Origin of the sequence: Allobosea caraganae, assembly GCF_003351345.1 — a bacterium.
In the GTDB taxonomy this organism is placed as follows: domain Bacteria; phylum Pseudomonadota; class Alphaproteobacteria; order Rhizobiales; family Beijerinckiaceae; genus Allobosea; species Allobosea caraganae.
Genome location: NZ_QQTO01000037.1, coordinates 326,346 through 345,904 on the forward strand (window position 1 = coordinate 326,346; position 19,559 = coordinate 345,904).

Below are 19,559 nucleotides of genomic sequence, written 5' to 3' on the forward strand. Positions count from 1 at the left end.
GCCGCTTACGGCGCGACCATGCGCTCGGCCTTGGGCGGCAGGTACTTGCTGGTGAAGACCTTGTCCGGCGCCGGCGCCGAGGGCAGGCCGAACGCATCCGCGACGTCGACCACCGAGCGGGCGAAGCGCGCCGGGTCGACATCGCCCATGCCGTTCTCCTTCACGAAGGGCGTCAGCACGTTCATCTTCAGGGACATGTTGAGCCGCTCGGTCTCCAGCGCATCGTCGATCAGCGGGTCGCGCTTCTTGGCGGCGGCGATGCCGAGGGCCGGATTGGCGGCGACTTCCTTCCAGGCCTTGGCGGTGGCGCGCAGGAAGCCGGTGACGACCTGCGGCTTGGCGGCCATCTCGGGCGAGACGATGATGCCGTTGCCATACACGTCCATGCCGAAATCGCTGTAGTTGAACGAGACGACGTCGGCCTGCGCGACGCCGCGCGCCTTCAGGTCGAGGATCGACGAGAAGTAGTGGCCGGAGATGAAGTCGACCGTGCCCTGGGCCAGCGACTGCTCGCGCAGCTGCGGCGTCAGGTTGACATGGGTGACGGTCTTGGCGTCGAGCCCGACCTTCTTGGCGAAGGCGGGGAAGAGGCGGAACGATGCGTCGAAGACCGGCGCGCCGAGCTTCTTGCCGGCGAGGTCGGCGGGCTTGGTGATGCCGCTCTTCTTCAGCGCGTGCACGCCGAAGGGCGGGAAGTCATAGGCCATGAAGACGCAGAGGATCTCCTTGCCGGCATTCTTGACGTTGTACTCGATCAGCGAGTTCACGTCGGCGAAGCCGATGTCGTAGGCGCCGGTGGCGACGCGCTGGACCGCGCCGGCCGAGCCCTGGCCGGGGTCCATGGTGACGTCGAGCCCCTCGGCCTTGTAGTAACCCTTCTCCAGCGCGACGAGGAAGGGCGAGGTCGGCCCCTGGAACACCCAGTCGAGCGTGAACTTGACCGGCGTCTGCGCCGCAGCCGAGAGCGGGGAGACGAGGGCAAGCGCGCCGCCGAGGGCCAGGGTCTTCAGCGCGGCACCGATCCCGGATGAGAGAGCCTCGCGCCTGGTTCGCGCCAAACCCGACACAACAGACCGCACCGCGCCAATCATCTCAGCCATTCCCCATTTTGTTTGTGACGGCCGACGCTAAAGGCCGGCCTATGGGCGGTCAATCGAGGGGCGCGCTATTGCTGCCCATTTTCTGGGCACAACTGTTCGCGCTTTAGGATGCTTGAGCAATCGCCCGACAATGAGCCGGAGCTCGCTCAGCAAGCCGGTTGACGCCAAGTCTTGAACGTGACGCAATTCAAGCACAGATTGACGAAGGACTGATCAATCTGTGCAGGATCCACGTCATGGCTTCAGCCGCATTGGAATTGACGGCAGCCGCCTTTCGCGAGGCCGGCCAGCCCTATCTTTCGGCCCGGCGGGTGTCCGAGAAGCTCGGCGTCACCCTCTCGGAGCTGGCGGGGCTGATCGGTGTCGCCCGCACGACGCTGACCGCCAAGACCGGTGCGCGCCGCGTCGACACGGCTTTGAGCCCCCTCGTCCGGGTCCTGGCGATGGCGGCCGAGATGGCCGGCGACGAAGACCGAGCCGCGATCTGGTTCAAGCACCAGCCGCTGCCCGGTTGGGGCGGCAAGACGGCGTTTGACCTCGTCCGCGAGGGCAAGGCCGGCAAGGTGCTAGACTACCTGGAATCGGTGCGCGCCGGCGTCTATGCCTGACTCGCTGGCCGAGCTCATCCTCTGGCGCGCCTATGTTCCGCGCTGGTCCTACGCTCCCTTGTCCGGCGAAGGCGCGGCCCGCTATGGCGGGCGCTGGAACGAGGTCGGCCAGCCCTGCCTCTATGCCGCCCGCGAGCTCTCGACGGCTTGGGCGGAGTACAATCAAGGCTTCGTCCAGCATCCCGCGCTGATCGCGCAGCTCGTCGTGACCGGCGCGAAGCTCGCCGACCTCACCAGGGACGATGCGGCCCGGGAATTCGGCCTCCCCGCCGACCTTCACGGCAGCGCTTGGCGCGCGCTACTGGGCGCGGGAGAGATACCGCCGACCCATCAAGCCGCGCGGCGTTTGCGCGAACGCGGCTTCCACGGATTGATCTACCCTTCGCATATGTCGCGAGGCGGCTCGTGCGTCGCCCTTTGGCACTGGAACGAGCCTGCTGCCCCGCAGGTCAAGGTGATCGATCCGGAAGGCCGTCTGCCGAAAGGGCCGCAATCGTGGCGCTGAGCCGAGCGCCCCGGCCCTACACCGTCACCTGCGTCCCGACCTCGACCACGCGCCCGGTCGGGATCTGGAAGAAGCTGGTGGCGTCGGTCGCGCTCTTGGTCAGGCTGATATAGAGCTTGTCCTGCCACATCGGCATGCCCGATTGCGGCGAGGCCTTGATCGAGCGGCGCGACAGGAAGAACGAGGTCGACATGATGTCGAACTTGAAGCCCTGCTTGCGCAGCATGGCGAGGCCCTTGGGCACGTTCGGGCTCTCCATGTAGCCGTAGATCATCTCGACCCGCCAGAAATCGTCGGTGATGCGCGAGAGGCGCACCCGCTCCTCCTCGGGCACGCGCGGCGTGTCGGCCGAGCGCACGGTCAGGATGACGTTGCGCTCGTGCAGCACCTTGTTGTGCTTCAGGTTGTGCAGCAGCGAGGCCGGCGCGGTCTCAGGATCGCTGGTCAGGAACACCGCCATGCCCTTGACCCGGTAGGGCGGGCTCTTCGCCAGCATGCCGACCAGCTCGAGCAGCGGCACGTCGGTCTTGCGGGTCTTGTCGAACAGGATCTTGGTGCCGCGCACCCAGGTCGCCATCAGCACGACCAGCATCACGGCCAGCATCACCGGCACGTAGCCGCCGCTGAGCAGCTTCAGCATGTTGGCCGAGAAGAAGGCGACGTCGATGATCAGGAACGGGCCGATCACGGCGGCCGTCGCCCATGTGCTCCAGCGCCAGCCCTTGCTGATCACGATCCAGGCCAGCAGCGAATCGACCACCATCGCGCCGAAGACCGAGATGCCATAGGCATGCGACAGGTTGGACGAGGTCCGGAAGCTCCAGACCAGGATCAGCACCACGATCAGCAGGATCATGTTGATGCGCGGGATGTAGATCTGCCCCGAGGTGTGCTCGGAGGTGTGCCTGATCTCGAGCCGCGGCAACAGGCCGAGCTGGATCGCCTGCCGGGTCAGCGAGAAGGCCCCGGTGATCACCGCCTGGCTGGCGATGATCGTCGCGACGGTGGCCATGATCACCAGCGGCAGGATCAGCCCTTCCGGCGCCAGCTTGTAGAACGGGTTGTCGATCGCCGTCGGGTCGGAGAGGATCAGCGCGCCCTGCCCGAGATAGTTGAGCCAGAGCGCCGGGAAGACGAGGTAGAGCCAGGCCGAGCGGATCGGCCCGCGGCCGAAATGGCCCATGTCGGCATAGAGCGCCTCGGCGCCCGTCACCGCCAGGCAGACCGAGCCGAGCACCGCCAGCGACAGGCCTGGATGCTCGAAGAAGAAATGCAGGCCGTGATAGGGGTTCACCGAGGCGAAGACGCTGAGGTCGTCGGCGATATGGTAGATGCCGAGCCCGGCCAGCGTCAGGAACCAGACGAACATGACCGGGCCGAAGAAGTTGGCCACGCTCGCCGTGCCCCGGCTCTGGACCAGGAACAGCAGGATCAGGATCGCCGAGGCGATCGAGACGACGTACTGGTCGAAATAGGGCGTGACGAGCTTGAGCCCCTCCACCGCCGAGAGCACCGAGATCGCCGGCGTGATCACCGCATCGCCATAGAACAGCGCAGCGCCGGCCATGCCGAGGAAGAGCACTACGCCGCCGCGCATCCGCCCGAGCGCCCGCTGCGCCAGGGCGACCAGCGTCAGCGTGCCGCCCTCGCCGTTATTGTCGGCCCGCAACAGCAAAACGACATATTTCAGCGTCACCACGACGACGAGCGACCAGAGGATCAGCGAGAGCACGCCGATCACGACGCTGCGCGGCAGCGGGCCGGAGAACGCCACTTCCGCACCGCCGCCATGGCCACCCGCGGCAGCGCCGGTCGCCGCCAGGATGGTCTCGCGCAGCGCGTAGAGCGGGCTCGTGCCGATGTCGCCATAGACGACGCCGAGCGCGCCCAGCGCCAGCGCCGCATAGCTCGCCGTGGAGTGCCCTTGCTGCGTGCCGTGCCCGTCTTCGAGGCCGAAACGTGAATCCCCCGCGCCTGCGGCCGGCGGATTCGGGTTGTCATGCCCCATCATGGGTCTCCACGGGTGCTGCGGTGCAGCGAAAGGCCGGGGCCTCTAACACAAGCCTAGCGGCACGCAAAGGTGCATGCACGCCAAACCCGCAGCGCATGGCTTTTTATTCGGCAGCATCGGCGCGCAAACCGTAACGCCGCTCGATGTAGTCGTTGACCATCGTCTTGAATTCGCTGGCGATGCCGGCCCCGCGCAAGGTCGCGACCTTGCGGCCGTCGACGAAGACCGGCGCGGTCGGGGCCTCGCCCGTGCCCGGCAGCGAAATGCCGATATCGGCATGCTTGGATTCGCCGGGGCCGTTGACGATGCAGCCCATCACCGCCACGTTCAGCGCCTCGACGCCGGGATAGCGCGTCTTCCACTCCGGCATGGAGGTCGAGATCCAGCCCTGGATGTCCTGCGCCAGCTCCTGGAACACCGTCGAGGTCGTGCGCCCGCAGCCCGGGCAGGCCGCGACCTGCGGCACGAAGGCGCGGAAGCCCATCGTCTGCAGCAGTTCCTGCGAGGTCTTGACCTCGAGCGTGCGGTCGCCGCCGGGCTCCGGCGTCAGCGAATAGCGGATCGTGTCGCCGATGCCTTCCTGCAGCAGGATGCCGAGCGCTGCCGAGGAGGAGACGATACCCTTCGAGCCCATGCCGGCCTCGGTCAGGCCGAGATGGATGGCGTAGTCGCCGCGCCCTGCCAGCATGCGGTAGACCGCGATCAGGTCCTGCACGCCCGAGACCTTGGCCGAGAGGATGATCTTGTCCTTGCCGAGCCCGATCTCCTCGGCCCGCTCGGCCGAGAGCAGGGCCGACTGCACCATGGCCTCGCGCATCACCGCGCGCGCATCGAGCGGCTTCTCCGAGACGGCATTCTCGTCCATCAGCGCGGTCAGCAGCTCCTGGTCGAGCGAGCCCCAGTTGGCGCCGATCCGGACCGCCTTGCCGTGCTTGATCGCAAGCTCGATGATCTGGCCGAACTGCCGGTCCTTCTTGTCCTTGAAGCCGACATTGCCGGGGTTGATGCGGTATTTCGCCAGGGCTTGCGCGCAGGCCGGATGGTCGGCGAGCAGCTTGTGGCCGATATAGTGGAAATCGCCGATCAGCGGCACGTCGAAGCCGAGGATGTCGAGCCGCTCGCGGATATGCGGCACGGCGGCGGCCGCCTCGTCGCGGTCGACGGTGATGCGCACCAGCTCCGAGCCGGCCCGCGCCAAAGCCGCGACCTGCCTCACCGTCGCCTGGATGTCGGCGGTATCCGTATTGGTCATCGACTGCACGACGATCGGCGCACCGCCGCCGACCTCGACGTTCCCGACCTTGACCGGCACGGTCATGCGCCGCGATTGCGGCCCGGCGATCTCGGCAAGGCTTGAAATCTCGGCAAGGCTTGCCGGCAGGACGGCTTCAGTCATGGCTACCAGCGCTCCGGCAATGGTCGCAGCGGCCGACGATCTCGACCACCTGGTGCGAGGGCGTGAACTGCCGCCCCTGCGCGATCGCCGCCACGGCCTTGCGCATGGCGGGCGATGAATCCTCGTCGACGCCGCCGCAGGCCTCGCAGATCAGGAAGGCGACAACCTCGTCGGCGCCGTGCCCGTGCAGGCAGGCGACATAGGCGTTGCGCGAGCTCAGGCGATGCACGAAGCCCTGCTCGACCAGGAAGTCGAGCGCGCGGTAGACCGAGATCGGCGCGAGCCGGCGCCCGCCCGGCGGCGAGATCCGGTCGGCGAGATCGTAGGCCCCGACCGGCTTGTGGTCGGCATGGAGGGCCTCCAGCGCCTTGCGGCGGATCGGCGTCAGGCGCAGGCCGCGCTCGCGGCAGACGCGCTCCGCCCGCGCCAAAGCCTCCTCGGCATGGCGCTGATGGTCGTGCGCATGACGGCAGGGAAGCCCGTCATCATGGTCGTGCGCGTCTGCAAATGGCTGCATTTTGGTCATTTTGCGTTGCAATAGCACATATGGCGTCGTTTCGTGACGACGCTATGGTCGCACAGGCGCCGCCCGCGCCGAACCTAAGCATTTTCTCCGGCAATGTCAGGAGCCTTGACGCTCATGTTCCTCAAAGACCGCACTGCCCTCGTCACCGGCTCGACCTCCGGGATCGGCCTCGCCTATGCCCGCGCCCTCGCCAAGGAAGGCGCGCACCTCGTCATCAACGGCATCATGCCGCCAGCAGACGCCGAAGCGCTGCGAACGGGACTGGAGAAGGAGTTCGGCATCAAGGCCCTGTTCTCGCCCGCCGACATGACCAAGCCGGCCGAGATCGCCGCCATGATCGCCGACGCCGAGAAGGCCTTCGGCGCCATCGACATCCTGATCAACAATGCCGGCATCCAGTTCGTCTCGCCGATCGAGGAGTTCCCCATTGAAAAGTGGGACCAGATCATCGCGATCAACCTGTCCTCGGCCTTCCACACCACCCGCGCCGCCCTGCCGAAGATGAAGGCCAAGGGCTGGGGCCGCATCATCAACACGGCATCGGCCCATGCCTTCGTCGCCTCGCCGTTCAAGTCGGCCTATGTCTCGGCCAAGCACGGCATCGCCGGCTTCACCAAGACGATCGCGCTGGAAACCGCGACCCATGGCATCACCGTCAACGCCATCGCGCCCGGCTATGTCTGGACGCCGCTGGTGGAGAAGCAGATCCCCGACACGATGAAGGCACGCGGCCTCACCAAGGAGCAGGTCATCAACGACGTGCTGCTCGAGGCCCAGCCGACCAAGGAGTTCGTCACCTCCGAGCAGGTCGCGGCGCTCGCCGTCTTCCTCTGCACCGATGCGGCGAAGTCGATCACCGGCGCGACCCTGCCGATGGATGGCGGCTGGACGGCGGCGTGACCGGACGGCGCAGCCGGCGCGGCGCGCGCACCGTCGCGGGCCTCGCCGGCCCGAAGGCGGAGAAGCGCGTCTCGCTGGCGCTCCAGGGTGGCGGCGCCCACGGCGCCTTCACCTGGGGCGTGCTCGACGCCATCCTGGAGGACGGCCGCCTCGCCATCGAGGCGCTCTCGGGCACCAGCGCCGGCGCGATGAACGCAGTCGTGCTCAGCGAGGGCTGGATCGACGGCGGCGCGGACGGCGCCCGCACCGCGCTGGAGACCTTCTGGCGGCGCATCAGCGTCGACGGCAAGTATGGCGGCTCAGAGCGCTCGCTGATCGACACCATGCTCGGCGCCTGGGGCGGCAGCAACGTCCCGCCCGGCCTGCTCTGGCTCGAAATGTTCTCGAAGGTCGCGAGCCCCTACGACGTCAACCCGCTCAACATCAACCCGCTGCGCGGCGTGATCGCCGACCTGATCGACTTCGACAAGGTCCGCGCCTGCCAGGCGGTCAAGCTCTTCATCGCCGCCACCAATGTCCGCACCGGCAAGATCAAGGTCTTCAACGGCGACGAGCTCAGCCCCGACCACTTGATGGCCTCGGCCTGCCTGCCCATGCTGTTCCAGGCGGTCGAAATCGGCGGCGAGGCCTATTGGGATGGCGGCTACATGGGCAATCCCGCCCTGTTCCCGCTCTTCTACGAGACCCATTGCGACGACGTCATGCTGGTGCAGATCAACCCGCTCCAGCGCAAGGAGCTGCCGACCAACGCCCGCGCCATCCAGGACCGGCTGAACGAGATCACCTTCAACGCCTCGCTGCTACGCGAGCTGCGCGCCATCGACTTCGTCAACCGGCTGATCGACGCCGGCAAGCTGCCGACCGACGAATACAAGCGCGTGCTGATGCACCGCATCGACGGCGGCCCGCCGCTGGCCGAGATGACCAGCTCGACCCGGATGAACGCCGAATGGGATTTCCTGCTGCGCCTGCGCGACATGGGCCGCCACGCCGCCAAGCGCTGGCTGAAGCGGAACTACGACGCGATCGGCGTGCAGGGGACCTTGGATTTGAAGGAGGCGATTTCGTAGGGGCTGAGGCCGCCAAGGAGGCGGCTGCCTTCGACCCTGAGCAGCCCGTGCCAACCGGTGGCCGAGGTCCCGATCGCTCGCTCCCAATGACGACTTGAGTAACGCCTCGGAATGACGCGATGCTTTTCCGCTGGGCTCCGTCGGGATGAGTCGTGGGAGATACGTTCGATGGCCGAGAACACTCATCCCTCTGACGAGTCGCATCTGACCCGGATCGAGCCTGACGACCGTCTCGTGGTGCTCGCCCGGACGATACAGGCGCGGGGTCCAGGATCGGAAACAGCGCTAAAGGACAGAGCCGTCAATTGGGCCCGATACGGGGAAACCTGCCTTGGACAGGCGCTCTATCGGCACCGCTCAATCTTTCAAAGCGCTTCGGAAGCGCCCGTATGGAGCCATCTCGAACTAAGCTACTTTCGGGATGTCGTTCCCGCCGACGCAATACACGACCTCGTCGTCAAGCAGCAGCCGGCGGAAACGCACCTGCTGCGAGCGGAGATACTCCTGACCACTCCTTCGGCTTTCGTGATGCCGCGAGACTGGCATGGCTCGGCGGATCGACCCGAATGGCAAGCGTCGCTGGAATATATCGATGTGCGGCAGCCATATCTTGCAGAATACAGAGACATCATGCGGAAGTATATTGGCCCCGCGGCGGCGAAACTTGTCCGCGCCGGCAAAATCGGGACATTCAGGACGATGGAGACTGCGGCGGTGCTCTACCGCGACCCTTCGCTGAATATCGACTGGAACCAGATCCATCTGTGCGAGGTAGCTCCAGACGGCTTCAAAGGGTTCGGCGAGGAGTTCGACGCCGCGCTCCGCGAGATCTCACCGGACGGCGGCTTTGCGGGCGTCTTTGCCGGCCTCGACCGCATGCGCACGATCCCCCGTTGGACGTTCAACGATCCGGTCGTGGAGGCAGACGTTGCGGTCGGGCAGATCGGCTCGGCGGAGCCACTTCTTGGGTGAAGGACCAGCAGAGATTTCTGCTTTCCACCCCAATGCAGTCGTTCTCGCCAACGAGCTCACGACCCAGGACCTCCGCAGTCTAACGCCCGTCGCCCGCCAGCCGCCAAACCGTGCTCTGCTTGATCTCGGCATCCTCGAGCGAGCGCGTCACCGGCACCTGATAGGTCGCGATCTCGACGAGCCTGTCCTTCGGCAGGTAGCTCCGCCCGGGATCGCCGATCAGCACCTCCGCCCCACGCCCGACCAACCCCGAGAGCCAGCCGATCACGCTTTCGGCCATCGTCCGCTCGTAGCAGACATCGCCGGCGCAGATCACGTCCCAGCCCTCGTCGCGCCCGATCAGGTCGTCGAGCCGGACCGCGACAGACACGCCGTTGGCCTCCGCATTGAGGGCAATCGCCTCGGCCGCAAAGGCATCGATATCGCAGGCCTCGACCTGCGCCGCCCCTGCCTTGGCCGCCGCCACAGCCACCAGCCCCGAGCCGCTGGCGAAATCGAGCACGCTCTTGCCGCGCACGAACTCGGGATTGTCGAGGATATGCCGCGCCAGCGCCTGCCCGCCGGCCCAGGCGAAGGCCCAGAACGGCGGCGGCAGGCCGATCGTGGCGAGCTCGTCCTCGGTCTTCTGCCAGAGCTCCGTCGCCTCCTCGGCGACATGCAGCGCAATCTCCGGCGCATGCGGCACCGGCAGCAGCCGCGTATGCGTGGTGATGAAGCCGCGCCGGTCGAGCACCGCCTCCCCGCGCGCCCCTTGCCCGCTCACGCCGCGACATCCGCGCTCGGCTGCGTCAGCAGCGAGCGGTAGAGCGCCTTGACCGCATCCATGACGTCGCGCTCGGTATGGCCGTCGAGCAGCCGCGCGCGGGCGCTTACCCCCATGCGCTCGACCAGCCCGGGCGCCCCGGCGAGCACGATCAGCGCCTTGGCGAGCGCCACGGCGTCGTCTGGCGGCACGACCATGCCGTCCGTGCCGTCGCGCACGAAGCTGCGGCAGCCCGGCACGTCCGTCGTCAGGATCGCCCGCCCGCACGAGGCCGCCTCCAGGATCGTCCGCGGCAGCCCCTCGCCGCCGCGCGAGGGCAGGCAGCACAGGTGATGCGCCCGCCAGACGCCCTCGATGTCGCGCGTCGGCCCGGCCCAGGTGATGCCCGGCCGCGCCGCCCATTCGCGCAAGGTCGCTTCGGGGATGGCCTTCGGGTTGGACGGGTCGGGCGCGCCATGGATGGTCAGCTCGACCTTGGCGCCCTGCGCGCGCGCCAGCCTCACCGCCTCGACTGCGAGGTCGACGCCCTTCGACCAGAGCATGCGCGCCACCAGCGCGACCTTGAGCGGCGGCGCAGGCAGCATCGGCTCCGGCATCAGCACGAGCGGATCGACCCCGGCCCCGCCGACCAGCGCGACCTTGGCCTGGTCCTGCGGATCGAGCCCCAGCATCACCGGATCGTCCGGGTTCTCGAACAGGAAGCGCACCTGCGTCCCGTCGACCACCTCGCGCAGCCAGAATTTTGCGGCAAAGCGCGCCGCAGCCGCCGCCGTGCCCTGCCTGGCGCCGAGGAAGCCGAGGCCCGTCAGCGCGTAGACGCGCCGCTCGACGCCAGCGAGCTTGCCCGCCAAGCCGGCCAGCGCGATCGGTTTGAGCGCGATGCAATGCAGGACATCCGGCCGCTCGGCCTCGATCAGCCGCTTAAGCGCCCTGACCTGCAGGTAGAGCGCCTTGGGCGAGAGGCTGCGCCGCTCGGCCTCCAGCGCGATCAGCCGCGCGCCGGCCGCCTCGATGACGCGCCGGTGCTGCCGCTCGCGCGCGATCACCGCGACGTCGAAATCCATCTCCCGCGCCGCCCGCGCCATCGGCAGGAAATGCGAGGCGAAGAACCAGTCCTCGGTGGCGACGAAAAGAAGTTTTGGGCGGCGCATGATGGCGCGACATCAGGCTGATGCCGGCGCGAAGGTCAAGCCGCCTGGTGATCAGGCCCGCTGCAGCTTCTCGAAACGCTTGACCACCCGCTCCCGCTTCAGCCGCGACAGCCTCTGGATCCAGAAGATGCCGTCGAGCTGGTCGATCTCGTGCTGGTGGCAGATGGAAAGCAGGCCATCGGCCTCCTCGACCTGCTCGGCGCCGGAGAGGTCGCGGTAGCGCAGGCGGACCTGCGCGTGGCGCTCGACCTCCTCGGTCACGCCCGGCATCGAGACGCTGCCCTCCACGTGCCGGATCATCTCGTCGGAGGCCCAGGCGATCTCGGGATTGACGTAGGTCCTGACCGCGCCGGCCTTCAACTCCAGCACGACCACCCGCGCCGGCACCCCGACATGCGGGGCGGTGATGCCGATGCCCGGCGCGGCCCGCATCGTCTCGAGCAGATCACCCGCGAGCGCCTTCAGCGCCTCGTCGAACGTCGCCACCGGCTCCGCCGGCAGGCGCAGGCGCGAGTCGGGAAAGCGCAGGATCGGGCGGATCGCCAAGACTGCCTCCGCAGGTTGCCGGCAGACCGCCTATGGATGCCGCTCTTCCTTCAGCGGCGGCAGGAACCAGGCGAGCAGGCCGATCGCCGGCAGGAACGAGCAGATCCGGTAGATCGTGTCGAGGCCGAGCTGGTCGGTGAACTCGCCGAGCAGCGCGGCGGCGACGCCGCCGAGCCCGAAGGAGAGGCCGTAGAAGAAGCCGCCGACCAGCCCGATCCGCCCCGGCAGCAGCTCCAGCGCATAGATCAGGATGGCGGCGAAGGCGCTCGACATCACCATGTTGATGACGATGGTCAGCACGCCCGTCCAGAACAGGTCGGCATAGGGCAGCGCCAGCGAGAAGGGCAGCGCCCCCAGGATCGAGAACCAGATGATCTTGTTGCGGCCGATCCTGTCGCCGAGCATGCCGCCGAACAGCGCGCCCGCCGCCGAGGAGCCCAGGAACAGGAACAGCATCACCTGCGAGGTCTGAATGGTGACGCCGAACTTCCCCATCAGGTAGAAGGTGTAGAACGAGCTGAAGCTGGCCGAATAGGCGTTCTTCGAGAATAGCAGCACGATCAGGATCGTGATCGGCCAGGCGACCTCGGCCAGCCGGCGCGCCGGCTGCGCAGCGGCCGGCGCCGGTGCGGCGGCGAGCTTGGCGACGGCCTTCTGCTTGCTGACGAGCGCGTGCTGTCCGGCGGTCCAGACCATCAGCATCATCGCGATGAGTGCCGCGGCCGAGAACCAGGCGAGGCTGCCCTGCCCGTTCGGCACGATGATGAAGGCCGCCAGCAGCGGCCCGAGCGCCCCGCCGGTCTGGCCGCCGACCTGGAAGATGCCTTGCGCCAGCCCGTGCTGGCCGCCCGATGCGCTGCGCGCCATCCGCGTCGCCTCGGGGTGGAAGATCGAGGAGCCGACGCCGACGCAGGCCGCCGCCAGCAGCAGCAGGCCGTAGCTGCCGGCGAAGGCCAGGCCGATCAGCCCGAGCAGCGAGAAGCCCATGCCGACCACCATCGAATACGGCATCGGGTTCTTGTCGGTGTAGAGGCCGACCAGCGGCTGCAGCAGCGAGGCCGAGACCTGGAAGGTCAGCGTGATCAGCCCGATCTGCCCGAAATCGAGCGCATAAGAGCTTTTGATGATCGGGTAGATCGCCGGGATCAGCGACTGGATCATGTCGTTGAGCAGGTGCGTCACGCTGAGCGCGATCAGCACGGGCATGGTGGCGCGACGGGCGATCCCGACCGGTGTCGTCACGTTCATCGGAATCCGGCTTTTTATCTCGGCTAAGTAATCAGGTGCTCCCTAAAGCAAGTGGAGCGGCCGGACAAATTTATTGCCATGTTCTCGAAGCGAGGCAGAGCGTCGCCCAGCGCGGACACTTCACGACTGGACGAGTTCCAGCGAGCGCCGAAATCGCCAGGTAGCGCTGATCCTGACGCGCAAAATGCCTCCGGCCCCCCGGAAGGACCGGAGGGCCGGATCGCGAGCCGTCACGAAGCCGCTCAGTAGACGCTGCAGACGCGGCGGTGGCCGATCACCTCGCCGAAGCGGTTGACGCGCTCGACCAGGTCGCAGCGGCGGATCGGGGCGTCGTCCTCATAGACCGGCTCGGCATAGGCGTTGCTGGCGGAGGCGGCGAGCAGGCCGCCGACGGCAAGGGCTCCGACGACGCCGGCGCCGACGCCCCAGTGCATGCCGCGATGGCGCGGGCGGGCCTCGGCGCCACCAGCGCTGGCGAGGATGGCGGTGCCCAGGGTGAGGGCGGCAAGGGCGGCGGTCATGCTCTTCTTGAAAGTGGTCATCGTCTCATCTCCGGGTCCGTGGGAGCGAACCATTCGCCCTCCATGCTCATTGGTCGCGGCGGGTCCGGAGATGGTTCAAAGGGAGATGAAATTATTTTTGAGGATCGAAACTCACCCTCGACAAGCAGGCGCGGGGAACCCTCTCCTGGAAGGAGAGGGCAGGGTGAGGTGTAGGCCAGAACACCAGTAGAACTGAACGAGGGCCGCGGCTCCGCCGACGATATCAGGCTTGGGCAGCGCCACCTCCGTCATTGCGAGGAGCGTAGCGACGAAGCAATCCAGGGGGACGTCGAGCGCAATCCCCCTGGATTGCTTCGCCGCGCTCGCAATGACGGAAAAGCTGTTGGCTCTCGGCCAAAGCGTCAAACGGCCGACACCTCACCCAACCCTCTCCTTACAGGAGAGGGCTCCCGCGCCTTGCCTTGTTAGCGTCCAGCTACCGCGAAGCCGAAACCGGCAACGCCCTCGCCAAGGCCGCCTGCGCATCGATGCGCCCCGCCCCGAACACCGGGTCCTTGCCCTTGGCGCCGAGATCCACCGCGCTCTCGGCAAGCAGCTTGCGCACGCCGTCGGGGTCGAGGTCCGGCCGCTTCTCCAGCACCAGCGCAACCAGCCCGGAGACATGCGCGGCTGCGATCGAGGTGCCCGACGAGAAGGCGTAGCGCCCGGCCGGCTCTGCCGCGAGCACGTCGACGCCCGGCGCCGCCAGCGCGACGTAGTCGCCGCGATTAGCCTGCGCGAAGGGCTTGTCGTCGGCATCGGTCGCGGTCACCGCGATCACGCTGGGATCGGCGCCGGGATAGAGCGGCGCGGCCTTGGCCCCGCCATTGCCGGCCGCCGCCACCGCGACGATGCCCTTGGCCTTGGCCCCGGCGAGCGAGCGCGAGAGCAGCCGGTCCTGCGGGCCGGCAAAGCTCAGGTTGAAGACGCGGGCGCCCTGCCCCGCCGCCCAGTCGAGCGAGGCGAGGATGTGGAAGGTCGTGCCATTGGCGAGGCCCGGCGCGCCGCCGCTGGCGAAGGCCCGCGCCGCCAGCAGCCGCGCCGCCGGCGCGATGCCCTGGAGCTGCGCCTGCGCCATGATCGCCGCCGCCATGGCGGTGCCGTGCGCCTCCGGCTGCGCCGCGCCGCCGAGCGCATCGAAGGAGCCGGCGACGACGCCCTGCAATTCGGCGCTGCCGAGGTCGACCCCGGAATCGATCACCGCGACCTTGATCGCCGTGCCGCGCGCGATCTTGTGGACCGCGTCGAGATGCAGCTTCTCGACGATGTATTGCGGCAGCGGCTCGCTCTTCGGCGCAACTGCGATGGCCGGCGCCGCCTCAGTCGGCTTGGGCGGGCTCAGCACCAGCGTCGGCACCGGCGCGGCGCCGGCCTCCGGCTTCGGCCCGCTCTCCTGCTGCAGCGTGTAGAGATAATTCGGCTGGGCGTTGGCGATGCGCGGATCGCCGGCCATCTGCGCCAGCGCGGTGCGCGCGCTGCGGCCATCGTTCAGCCGGGCGCGGATGATCGTGGTGCCGGCCAACTCGAAGCGCCGGCTCTCGATCAGCGTGGCGCGATGGCGGCGCAGCACGGCGTCGAGCTCGGCGCCGGGCGCCAGCTCGAACAGGACCTCCTCATTGACCAGCCGCCGCTCGGCGACCGGCGGCACGATCACGCGCGGCCCACCCGGCGCGCTGGCCTGGGTCCGGCCCGGAGGTGGCGTCTGACGCGGCGGCGCGGCCTCGCGCACCTTCTGGCGCCGCGGACGCTGCACGGCCGGCGCCTCGTCCTCATACTCGTATACGGCCGGACGCCGTGGCCGGCGCGGGCGCGGCGGCTCGTCCTCATAGGGGTCGTAGACCGGCTGGCGCCGCGCCTGGTCGACGATCAGCCCGCCAATGATTCCGGCGCCGACGCCGACCGCAGCCGGCCCCCAATTGCCGCCACCGCGTCCCGGATAGCGCTGGCCGCCATAGCCCTGCCGGCCCGGCGTATCGCGGCCGCCCTGATAGGGTCGCGTCGTCTGCGTGCGCTCGACGCGGCTACCCTGGCCATAGCCCTGCCGCGTGGCGGCAGCGCCCTGGCTGTAGCCCTGCTGGTCGCGATAGCTCTGCGCGAAGGCCGGCAGCGCCACCAGCAGCGCCAGCCCGGCACAGCCGGCAAGCTGCGCGAGGCGTCGGGACTTCATGGTCCAGAGGCTGCGGGACATGGCGTTTTATCCGTCTCCATCAGGAACTTAGCACGAATGCAAGGCTCCGGCGATTCAGGGCGCCGGCGCGACGAAGCCAACGATCTCTCCCTCGGCCTTCATCCGCGCCGCGATGGCATCGACCTGCGCCGGCGTCAGCGAGGCGTCGCCGACGCGCACCTTGAAGGCGCCGTTGGCGCGGGGGCCGTCGACCACCGAGGCGTCGTAGCGCTTGAAGAAGGCGGCGATGTCGCCGGCCTTGGCATCGGCCTTGAAGCTCAGCAGCACATAGCGCTCGGAAGCCTGCGTGCCGGGCACGGACGCGGTCTGGAAGCCGCCGCCTGCCCCGCCGCGCAGGGCGAAGCCGGTCAGCGCCGCGCCCTGGATCGCGACCAGCGCCAGCGCCGCCACGCTGGCATAAGCCAGCCGCCGCGGCGGCTGCGCGGCGAGCAACTGCCCGAGCCAGGTGAGGGCGCCGCCGCGCGCCCGCATTAGCAGCGGCACTTGGCGCGGCTCGGCCTCGATCTGCGCCATCAGCCTGTCGAGCGCGCGGGGCGACGGCGCGCCCAGGCTCTCGTTGAGCAGGGTCGTCTCGGCCATGTCCTCGCGGATGATCTCGAGCCGCATCGCGAGCTCGGGATCGCCGGCCAGGGCCGTCTCGACCTTCGCCTTGTCGGCGGCGGAGATGCGGCCATTGGCGTAGAAGGGCAGCAGTTCCTCGATGGCCGCGCGCTGCGGGTCGTTCGCGATCGTATCAGTCATGACAGACCTCCAACGGGAAAGGTCGTTCGAGCATTCGCCAGCGTGAGTCGGCTGGCGTGGTTTTCGAGAACCGGAGCGGAGCGGACATTGGTCCGTGAGCACCGGAAGCGCAGAAAATCGCGCCAGACGGCCGCGATGGTAGAATGGGCGAATGACCTTTCATGGCCAGCCCCGATCGATGCCGGCCGTCTTGAGCAGCTCGCCCAGCTTCTTGCGGGCATGGAAAAGCCTGGTCTTGACGGTGTTCTCGGGGATGCCGACGATCCGCGCCGCCTCCTCGACGGAGCTCTCGTGGTAGTAGACGAGGTCGATGACCTCGCGATGCTCGACACTGAGCTTGTCGAGGCAGGCGCGGATGGCGAGACCCTTGTCCTGCTTCTGCAGCACGATCTCGGGATCATCGGCCTCATCCTCGATGCTCTCGGCGAAATCGTCGTCGAGCCCGGCCTCGCGGCGCTTGCGCAGCAGCGAATAGGCCTTGTTGCGGGTGATGGCGAGCAGCCAGGTCGCGACCGAGGCGCGCGCCTCGAACCGGTCGGCCTGCCGCCAGAGATCCATGAAGACGTCACTGATCACATCCTCCGCCATCGTCTCGTCGCGGACGAGCCGCAGCGCGAAACGGTAGACCCGCACCTGGTGCCGCGAGAACAGCACCTTCATGGCGAGCCGGTCGCCGGAGGCGATGCGTTTGACGAGGTCGTCGTCGGTTTCGGTATGCATCGCGCTCTAGGCCCGGCATGCCGGCTCGCTTGGTAGTCGCGGCGAGCGCGGGTGAGGTTCAATCGTCCGGGAGATTAATCGCTCCAGCCGGTTAAGCCAGCCTCTCCTTCAGCCGCGGCACGGCGAAATCGAGGAAGGCGCGCAGCTTCAGCGGCAGCAGCCCCCGGCTGGCATAGACCAGGCTGACCGGCCACGGCGGCGGCTCGAACGCTTCGAGCAGGATGTCGAGCCGGCCCGCCCGCACCGCCTCCGCCGCCTGATAGGACAGCACGCTGGTCAGCCCGACGCCCGCAATCGCGGCATCGATGGCGGCCTCGGCCGTGTTGACGACCAGCCGCGAATGCACGGGCACCGCCACCTCCGCCTTGCCCGCCCCAAAGCTCCAGGCGCTCGCAGAGGTCAGCCCCTCGAAGCTGACGACGTCGTGCCCGGCAAGCTCGCCTGGCTGCTTCGGCACGCCCCGCGCCGCCAGATAGGCCGGGCTGGCGCAGACCACGCGCCTGACCGCGCCGACCCGCGTCGCCACCATGCTGCTATCGGGCAGGTCGCCGATGCGCACGGCAAGGTCGATATGCTCCTCCAGCAGGTGCACGACCCGGTCGGCCAGAACCAGCCGGATGTCGATCTCGGGATAGGCCTTGAGGAACTCCGCCATCACCGGCAGCACGTGCAGCCGCCCGAACACGATCGGCGCCGTGACCAGAAGCTCGCCGCGCGGCGCGCTGTACTCGCCGGCCGCAATGCGCTCGGCTTCACCCAACTCCTCCAGGATGCGCTTGCAGGCGGCGAGATAGGAGCGCCCGGCATCGGTCAGCGCCAGCTGCCGGTTCGAGCGGGTCAGCAGCCGCGTCCTGAGATGCGCCTCCAGTTCCGAGACCTTGCGGCTGACGGTCGCCAGCGGCATGCCGAGCCGACGCCCCGCCGCCGACAGGCTGCCGGCCTCGGTGACGGCCATGAAAACCGACATCGCCTCGAAACGATCCATGCAGGCCTTCCAGAATTCGGGAGGATATCTCCCGATCTTAGCGCCTGCCGCGCAAATCTGGAAAGCCCTACATCTTCGGACACCGGCCGCTCCGGCCGCCCCGAAAGGAATTCCCGATGTCCTCCCGCATCCCGACCCCGGCCACGATCGCTGACGCTCCCGCCGCCTCGCAGCCTTTGCTCGAGGCCGTCAACAAGCAGCTCGGCGTGGTGCCGAACCTGTTCCGCCTCGTCTCCAACAGCCCGGCCGCGCTCGAAGGCTATCTCGGCCTCAGCGCCGCGCTCGGCAAGGGCAAGCTGCCGGCCCCGACGCGCGAGCGCATCGCGCTGGCCGTCGCCGAGATCAACGGCTGCAACTACTGCCTTTCGGCCCATACCTATCTCGGCAAGAACCTCGCCAAGCTCGACGACGCCGAGATCACCGCCAATCGCAGCGGCGCCTCGAACGACCCCAAGGCCGACGCCGCCGTGCGCTTCGCCGCCAAGATCGTGCGCGAGCGCGGCGCGCTGGGTGCCGACGACGTCGAGGCCGTCCGGCTCGCCGGCTATGACGACGCGCAGATCATCGAGATCGTGCTCCATGTCGCGCTGAACACCTGGACGAACTACGTCAACGAGGTCTTCCAGACCGAAATCGACTTCCCGCTCGTCGCCGCCCGCAAGGCAGCGTGACGGCTTCTCCCTTCTCCCCCTGCGGGAGAAGGTGGCAGCGCGAAGCGCTGACGGATGAGGGGTCGCTCGACCTTCCCAGCAACGGAATGCCCCGGCCAAAAATCCGGAAAGTCCGGCGCGACCCCTCATCCGCCTGCCGGCACCTTCTCCCGCAGGGAGAGAAGGGAGCCGCGGGATGCATCGCTCACCCGTTACCTAAGGAGGCGTCCATGACCACCGCTCACGCCTATTCCAGCGACATCGCCTTCACGCCCGCGGTCAAGGCGATCCAGGCCCGCCGCGGCTCGCGCACCTCTTACGCCCGCCAGGAGGAGCGCGGCGCCTGGCAGACCACGATCACGCCCGATCTCGCCGGCTTCGTCGAAGCCCAGACCAGCGTCTTCCTCGCCACGGCCAATGCCGAGGGCCAGCCCTATATCCAGCATCGCGGCGGCCCGGCCGGCTTCCTGCGCGTGCTCGACGACAAGACGATCGGCTTTGCCGACTATGCCGGCAACAAGCAGTTCATCACGCTCGGCAACCTCGCTGATAACCCCAAGGCCTATCTCTTCCTGATCGACTACGCCCATCGCCAGCGCATCAAGCTCTGGGGCGAGGCCAGGGTGGTCGAAGGCGATGCCGAGCTGCTGGCGAAGCTGATGCCGGAGGGCTACCGGGCAAAACCCGAGCAGGTCATCCTCTTCACCGTCTCGGCCTGGGACGCCAATTGCCCGCAGCACATCCCGCAGCGCTTCGAGGCCGCCGACGTGAAGGCGGCGCTCGACGAGCGCGACCGGCGCATCGCCGAGCTGGAGGCGGAGGTCGCGCGGCTGCGGGGAGACGCCGTCGCAACCGCCTGAACGATCACCGATTGTGATCGGGAAGCCCAAAGAAATTCCGGCTGCTGGCGTGGCAAATGCCAGGCGCGGGGCCTATG

General features: G+C 68.1%; 20 protein-coding genes. 7 read left to right on the forward strand and 13 right to left on the reverse strand.

Annotated features, from left to right (window positions below; genetic code table 11):
* Nucleotides 1–5: 5 nt before the first annotated feature.
* Nucleotides 6–1,100, reverse strand: coding sequence for an ABC transporter substrate-binding protein (locus DWF00_RS26055; RefSeq protein ID WP_210207863.1), 1,095 nt, complete (start codon nucleotides 1,098–1,100; stop codon nucleotides 6–8).
* Between the two features lie 236 nt (nucleotides 1,101–1,336).
* On the opposite strand from DWF00_RS26055, the gene DWF00_RS26060 reads away from it, so the two are divergent.
* Nucleotides 1,337–1,708, forward strand: a complete 372-nt coding sequence (locus DWF00_RS26060; protein ID WP_114828283.1) for an MbcA/ParS/Xre antitoxin family protein — start codon at nucleotides 1,337–1,339, stop codon at nucleotides 1,706–1,708.
* The gene (locus tag DWF00_RS26065) at nucleotides 1,701–2,213 is read left to right on the forward strand and encodes an RES family NAD+ phosphorylase (protein ID WP_114828282.1); all 513 of its coding nucleotides are present in this window, start codon (nucleotides 1,701–1,703) and stop codon (nucleotides 2,211–2,213) included. Before DWF00_RS26060 ends, DWF00_RS26065 begins: the two co-directional genes overlap by 8 nt.
* Nucleotides 2,214–2,229: 16 nt before the next feature.
* On the opposite strand, the gene DWF00_RS26070 is transcribed toward DWF00_RS26065, so the two are convergent.
* From DWF00_RS26070 to DWF00_RS26080, 3 genes are all read right to left on the reverse strand, one after another.
* Nucleotides 2,230–4,224, reverse strand: coding sequence for a potassium transporter Kup (locus tag DWF00_RS26070; protein WP_114828281.1), 1,995 nt, complete (start codon nucleotides 4,222–4,224; stop codon nucleotides 2,230–2,232).
* Nucleotides 4,225–4,327: 103 nt separating this feature from the next.
* Nucleotides 4,328–5,620 (reverse strand): flavodoxin-dependent (E)-4-hydroxy-3-methylbut-2-enyl-diphosphate synthase, encoded by a 1,293-nt coding sequence (gene ispG, locus DWF00_RS26075; RefSeq protein WP_114828280.1) that lies wholly within the window; start codon nucleotides 5,618–5,620, stop codon nucleotides 4,328–4,330.
* Nucleotides 5,613–6,137: a transcriptional repressor gene (locus tag DWF00_RS26080; RefSeq protein WP_114828468.1), complete on the reverse strand. Its 525-nt coding sequence runs from the start codon at nucleotides 6,135–6,137 to the stop codon at nucleotides 5,613–5,615. Before DWF00_RS26080 ends, ispG begins: the two co-directional genes overlap by 8 nt.
* A 123-nt stretch (nucleotides 6,138–6,260) precedes the next feature.
* Here DWF00_RS26080 and DWF00_RS26085 point away from each other — a divergent pair, with 123 nt between their 5' ends.
* The 3 genes from DWF00_RS26085 to DWF00_RS26095 all read left to right on the forward strand — a co-directional run bounded on the left by DWF00_RS26085 (nucleotide 6,261) and on the right by DWF00_RS26095 (nucleotide 9,088).
* The gene (locus DWF00_RS26085) at nucleotides 6,261–7,046 is read left to right on the forward strand and encodes a 3-hydroxybutyrate dehydrogenase (RefSeq protein WP_114828279.1); all 786 of its coding nucleotides are present in this window, start codon (nucleotides 6,261–6,263) and stop codon (nucleotides 7,044–7,046) included.
* Nucleotides 7,043–8,116, forward strand: a complete 1,074-nt coding sequence (locus tag DWF00_RS26090; RefSeq protein WP_114828278.1) for a patatin-like phospholipase family protein — start codon at nucleotides 7,043–7,045, stop codon at nucleotides 8,114–8,116. Before DWF00_RS26085 ends, DWF00_RS26090 begins: the two co-directional genes overlap by 4 nt.
* Nucleotides 8,117–8,284: 168 nt before the next feature.
* On the forward strand, nucleotides 8,285–9,088 hold the full coding sequence (locus DWF00_RS26095) for a hypothetical protein (protein WP_114828277.1): 804 nt from the start codon (nucleotides 8,285–8,287) through the stop codon (nucleotides 9,086–9,088).
* Between the two features lie 79 nt (nucleotides 9,089–9,167).
* Here the strand turns inward: DWF00_RS26095 and DWF00_RS26100 are convergent, their stop codons facing one another.
* From DWF00_RS26100 to DWF00_RS26140, 9 genes are all read right to left on the reverse strand, one after another.
* On the reverse strand, nucleotides 9,168–9,851 hold the full coding sequence (locus DWF00_RS26100) for a class I SAM-dependent methyltransferase (protein ID WP_425453184.1): 684 nt from the start codon (nucleotides 9,849–9,851) through the stop codon (nucleotides 9,168–9,170).
* On the reverse strand, nucleotides 9,848–11,002 hold the full coding sequence (locus tag DWF00_RS26105; protein WP_114828276.1) for a glycosyltransferase family 4 protein: 1,155 nt from the start codon (nucleotides 11,000–11,002) through the stop codon (nucleotides 9,848–9,850). Before DWF00_RS26105 ends, DWF00_RS26100 begins: the two co-directional genes overlap by 4 nt.
* 51 nt (nucleotides 11,003–11,053) lie before the next feature.
* Nucleotides 11,054–11,548, reverse strand: a complete 495-nt coding sequence (locus DWF00_RS26110; RefSeq protein ID WP_114828275.1) for a peptide deformylase — start codon at nucleotides 11,546–11,548, stop codon at nucleotides 11,054–11,056.
* Between the two features lie 30 nt (nucleotides 11,549–11,578).
* A complete protein-coding gene (locus DWF00_RS26115; protein WP_114828274.1) occupies nucleotides 11,579–12,796 on the reverse strand; it encodes an MFS transporter in 1,218 nt (405 codons plus the stop codon).
* A 242-nt stretch (nucleotides 12,797–13,038) separates the two neighbouring features.
* Nucleotides 13,039–13,338, reverse strand: a complete 300-nt coding sequence (locus tag DWF00_RS29595; protein WP_181832540.1) for a hypothetical protein — start codon at nucleotides 13,336–13,338, stop codon at nucleotides 13,039–13,041.
* 436 nt (nucleotides 13,339–13,774) lie between these two features.
* Nucleotides 13,775–15,526 (reverse strand): S8 family serine peptidase, encoded by a 1,752-nt coding sequence (locus tag DWF00_RS26125; protein ID WP_114828273.1) that lies wholly within the window; start codon nucleotides 15,524–15,526, stop codon nucleotides 13,775–13,777.
* A 54-nt stretch (nucleotides 15,527–15,580) separates the two neighbouring features.
* Nucleotides 15,581–16,267, reverse strand: coding sequence for an anti-sigma factor family protein (locus DWF00_RS26130; RefSeq protein WP_114828272.1), 687 nt, complete (start codon nucleotides 16,265–16,267; stop codon nucleotides 15,581–15,583).
* Nucleotides 16,268–16,426: 159 nt separating this feature from the next.
* A complete protein-coding gene (locus tag DWF00_RS26135) occupies nucleotides 16,427–16,987 on the reverse strand; it encodes a sigma-70 family RNA polymerase sigma factor (protein WP_114828271.1) in 561 nt (186 codons plus the stop codon).
* A 91-nt stretch (nucleotides 16,988–17,078) separates the two neighbouring features.
* Nucleotides 17,079–17,972 (reverse strand): LysR family transcriptional regulator, encoded by an 894-nt coding sequence (locus DWF00_RS26140; RefSeq protein ID WP_114828270.1) that lies wholly within the window; start codon nucleotides 17,970–17,972, stop codon nucleotides 17,079–17,081.
* Nucleotides 17,973–18,088: 116 nt separating this feature from the next.
* On the opposite strand from DWF00_RS26140, the gene DWF00_RS26145 reads away from it, so the two are divergent.
* Nucleotides 18,089–18,643: a carboxymuconolactone decarboxylase family protein gene (locus tag DWF00_RS26145; RefSeq protein WP_114828269.1), complete on the forward strand. Its 555-nt coding sequence runs from the start codon at nucleotides 18,089–18,091 to the stop codon at nucleotides 18,641–18,643.
* 209 nt (nucleotides 18,644–18,852) lie between these two features.
* Nucleotides 18,853–19,482, forward strand: a complete 630-nt coding sequence (locus DWF00_RS26150) for a pyridoxamine 5'-phosphate oxidase family protein (RefSeq protein WP_114828268.1) — start codon at nucleotides 18,853–18,855, stop codon at nucleotides 19,480–19,482.
* Nucleotides 19,483–19,559 lie beyond the last annotated feature (77 nt).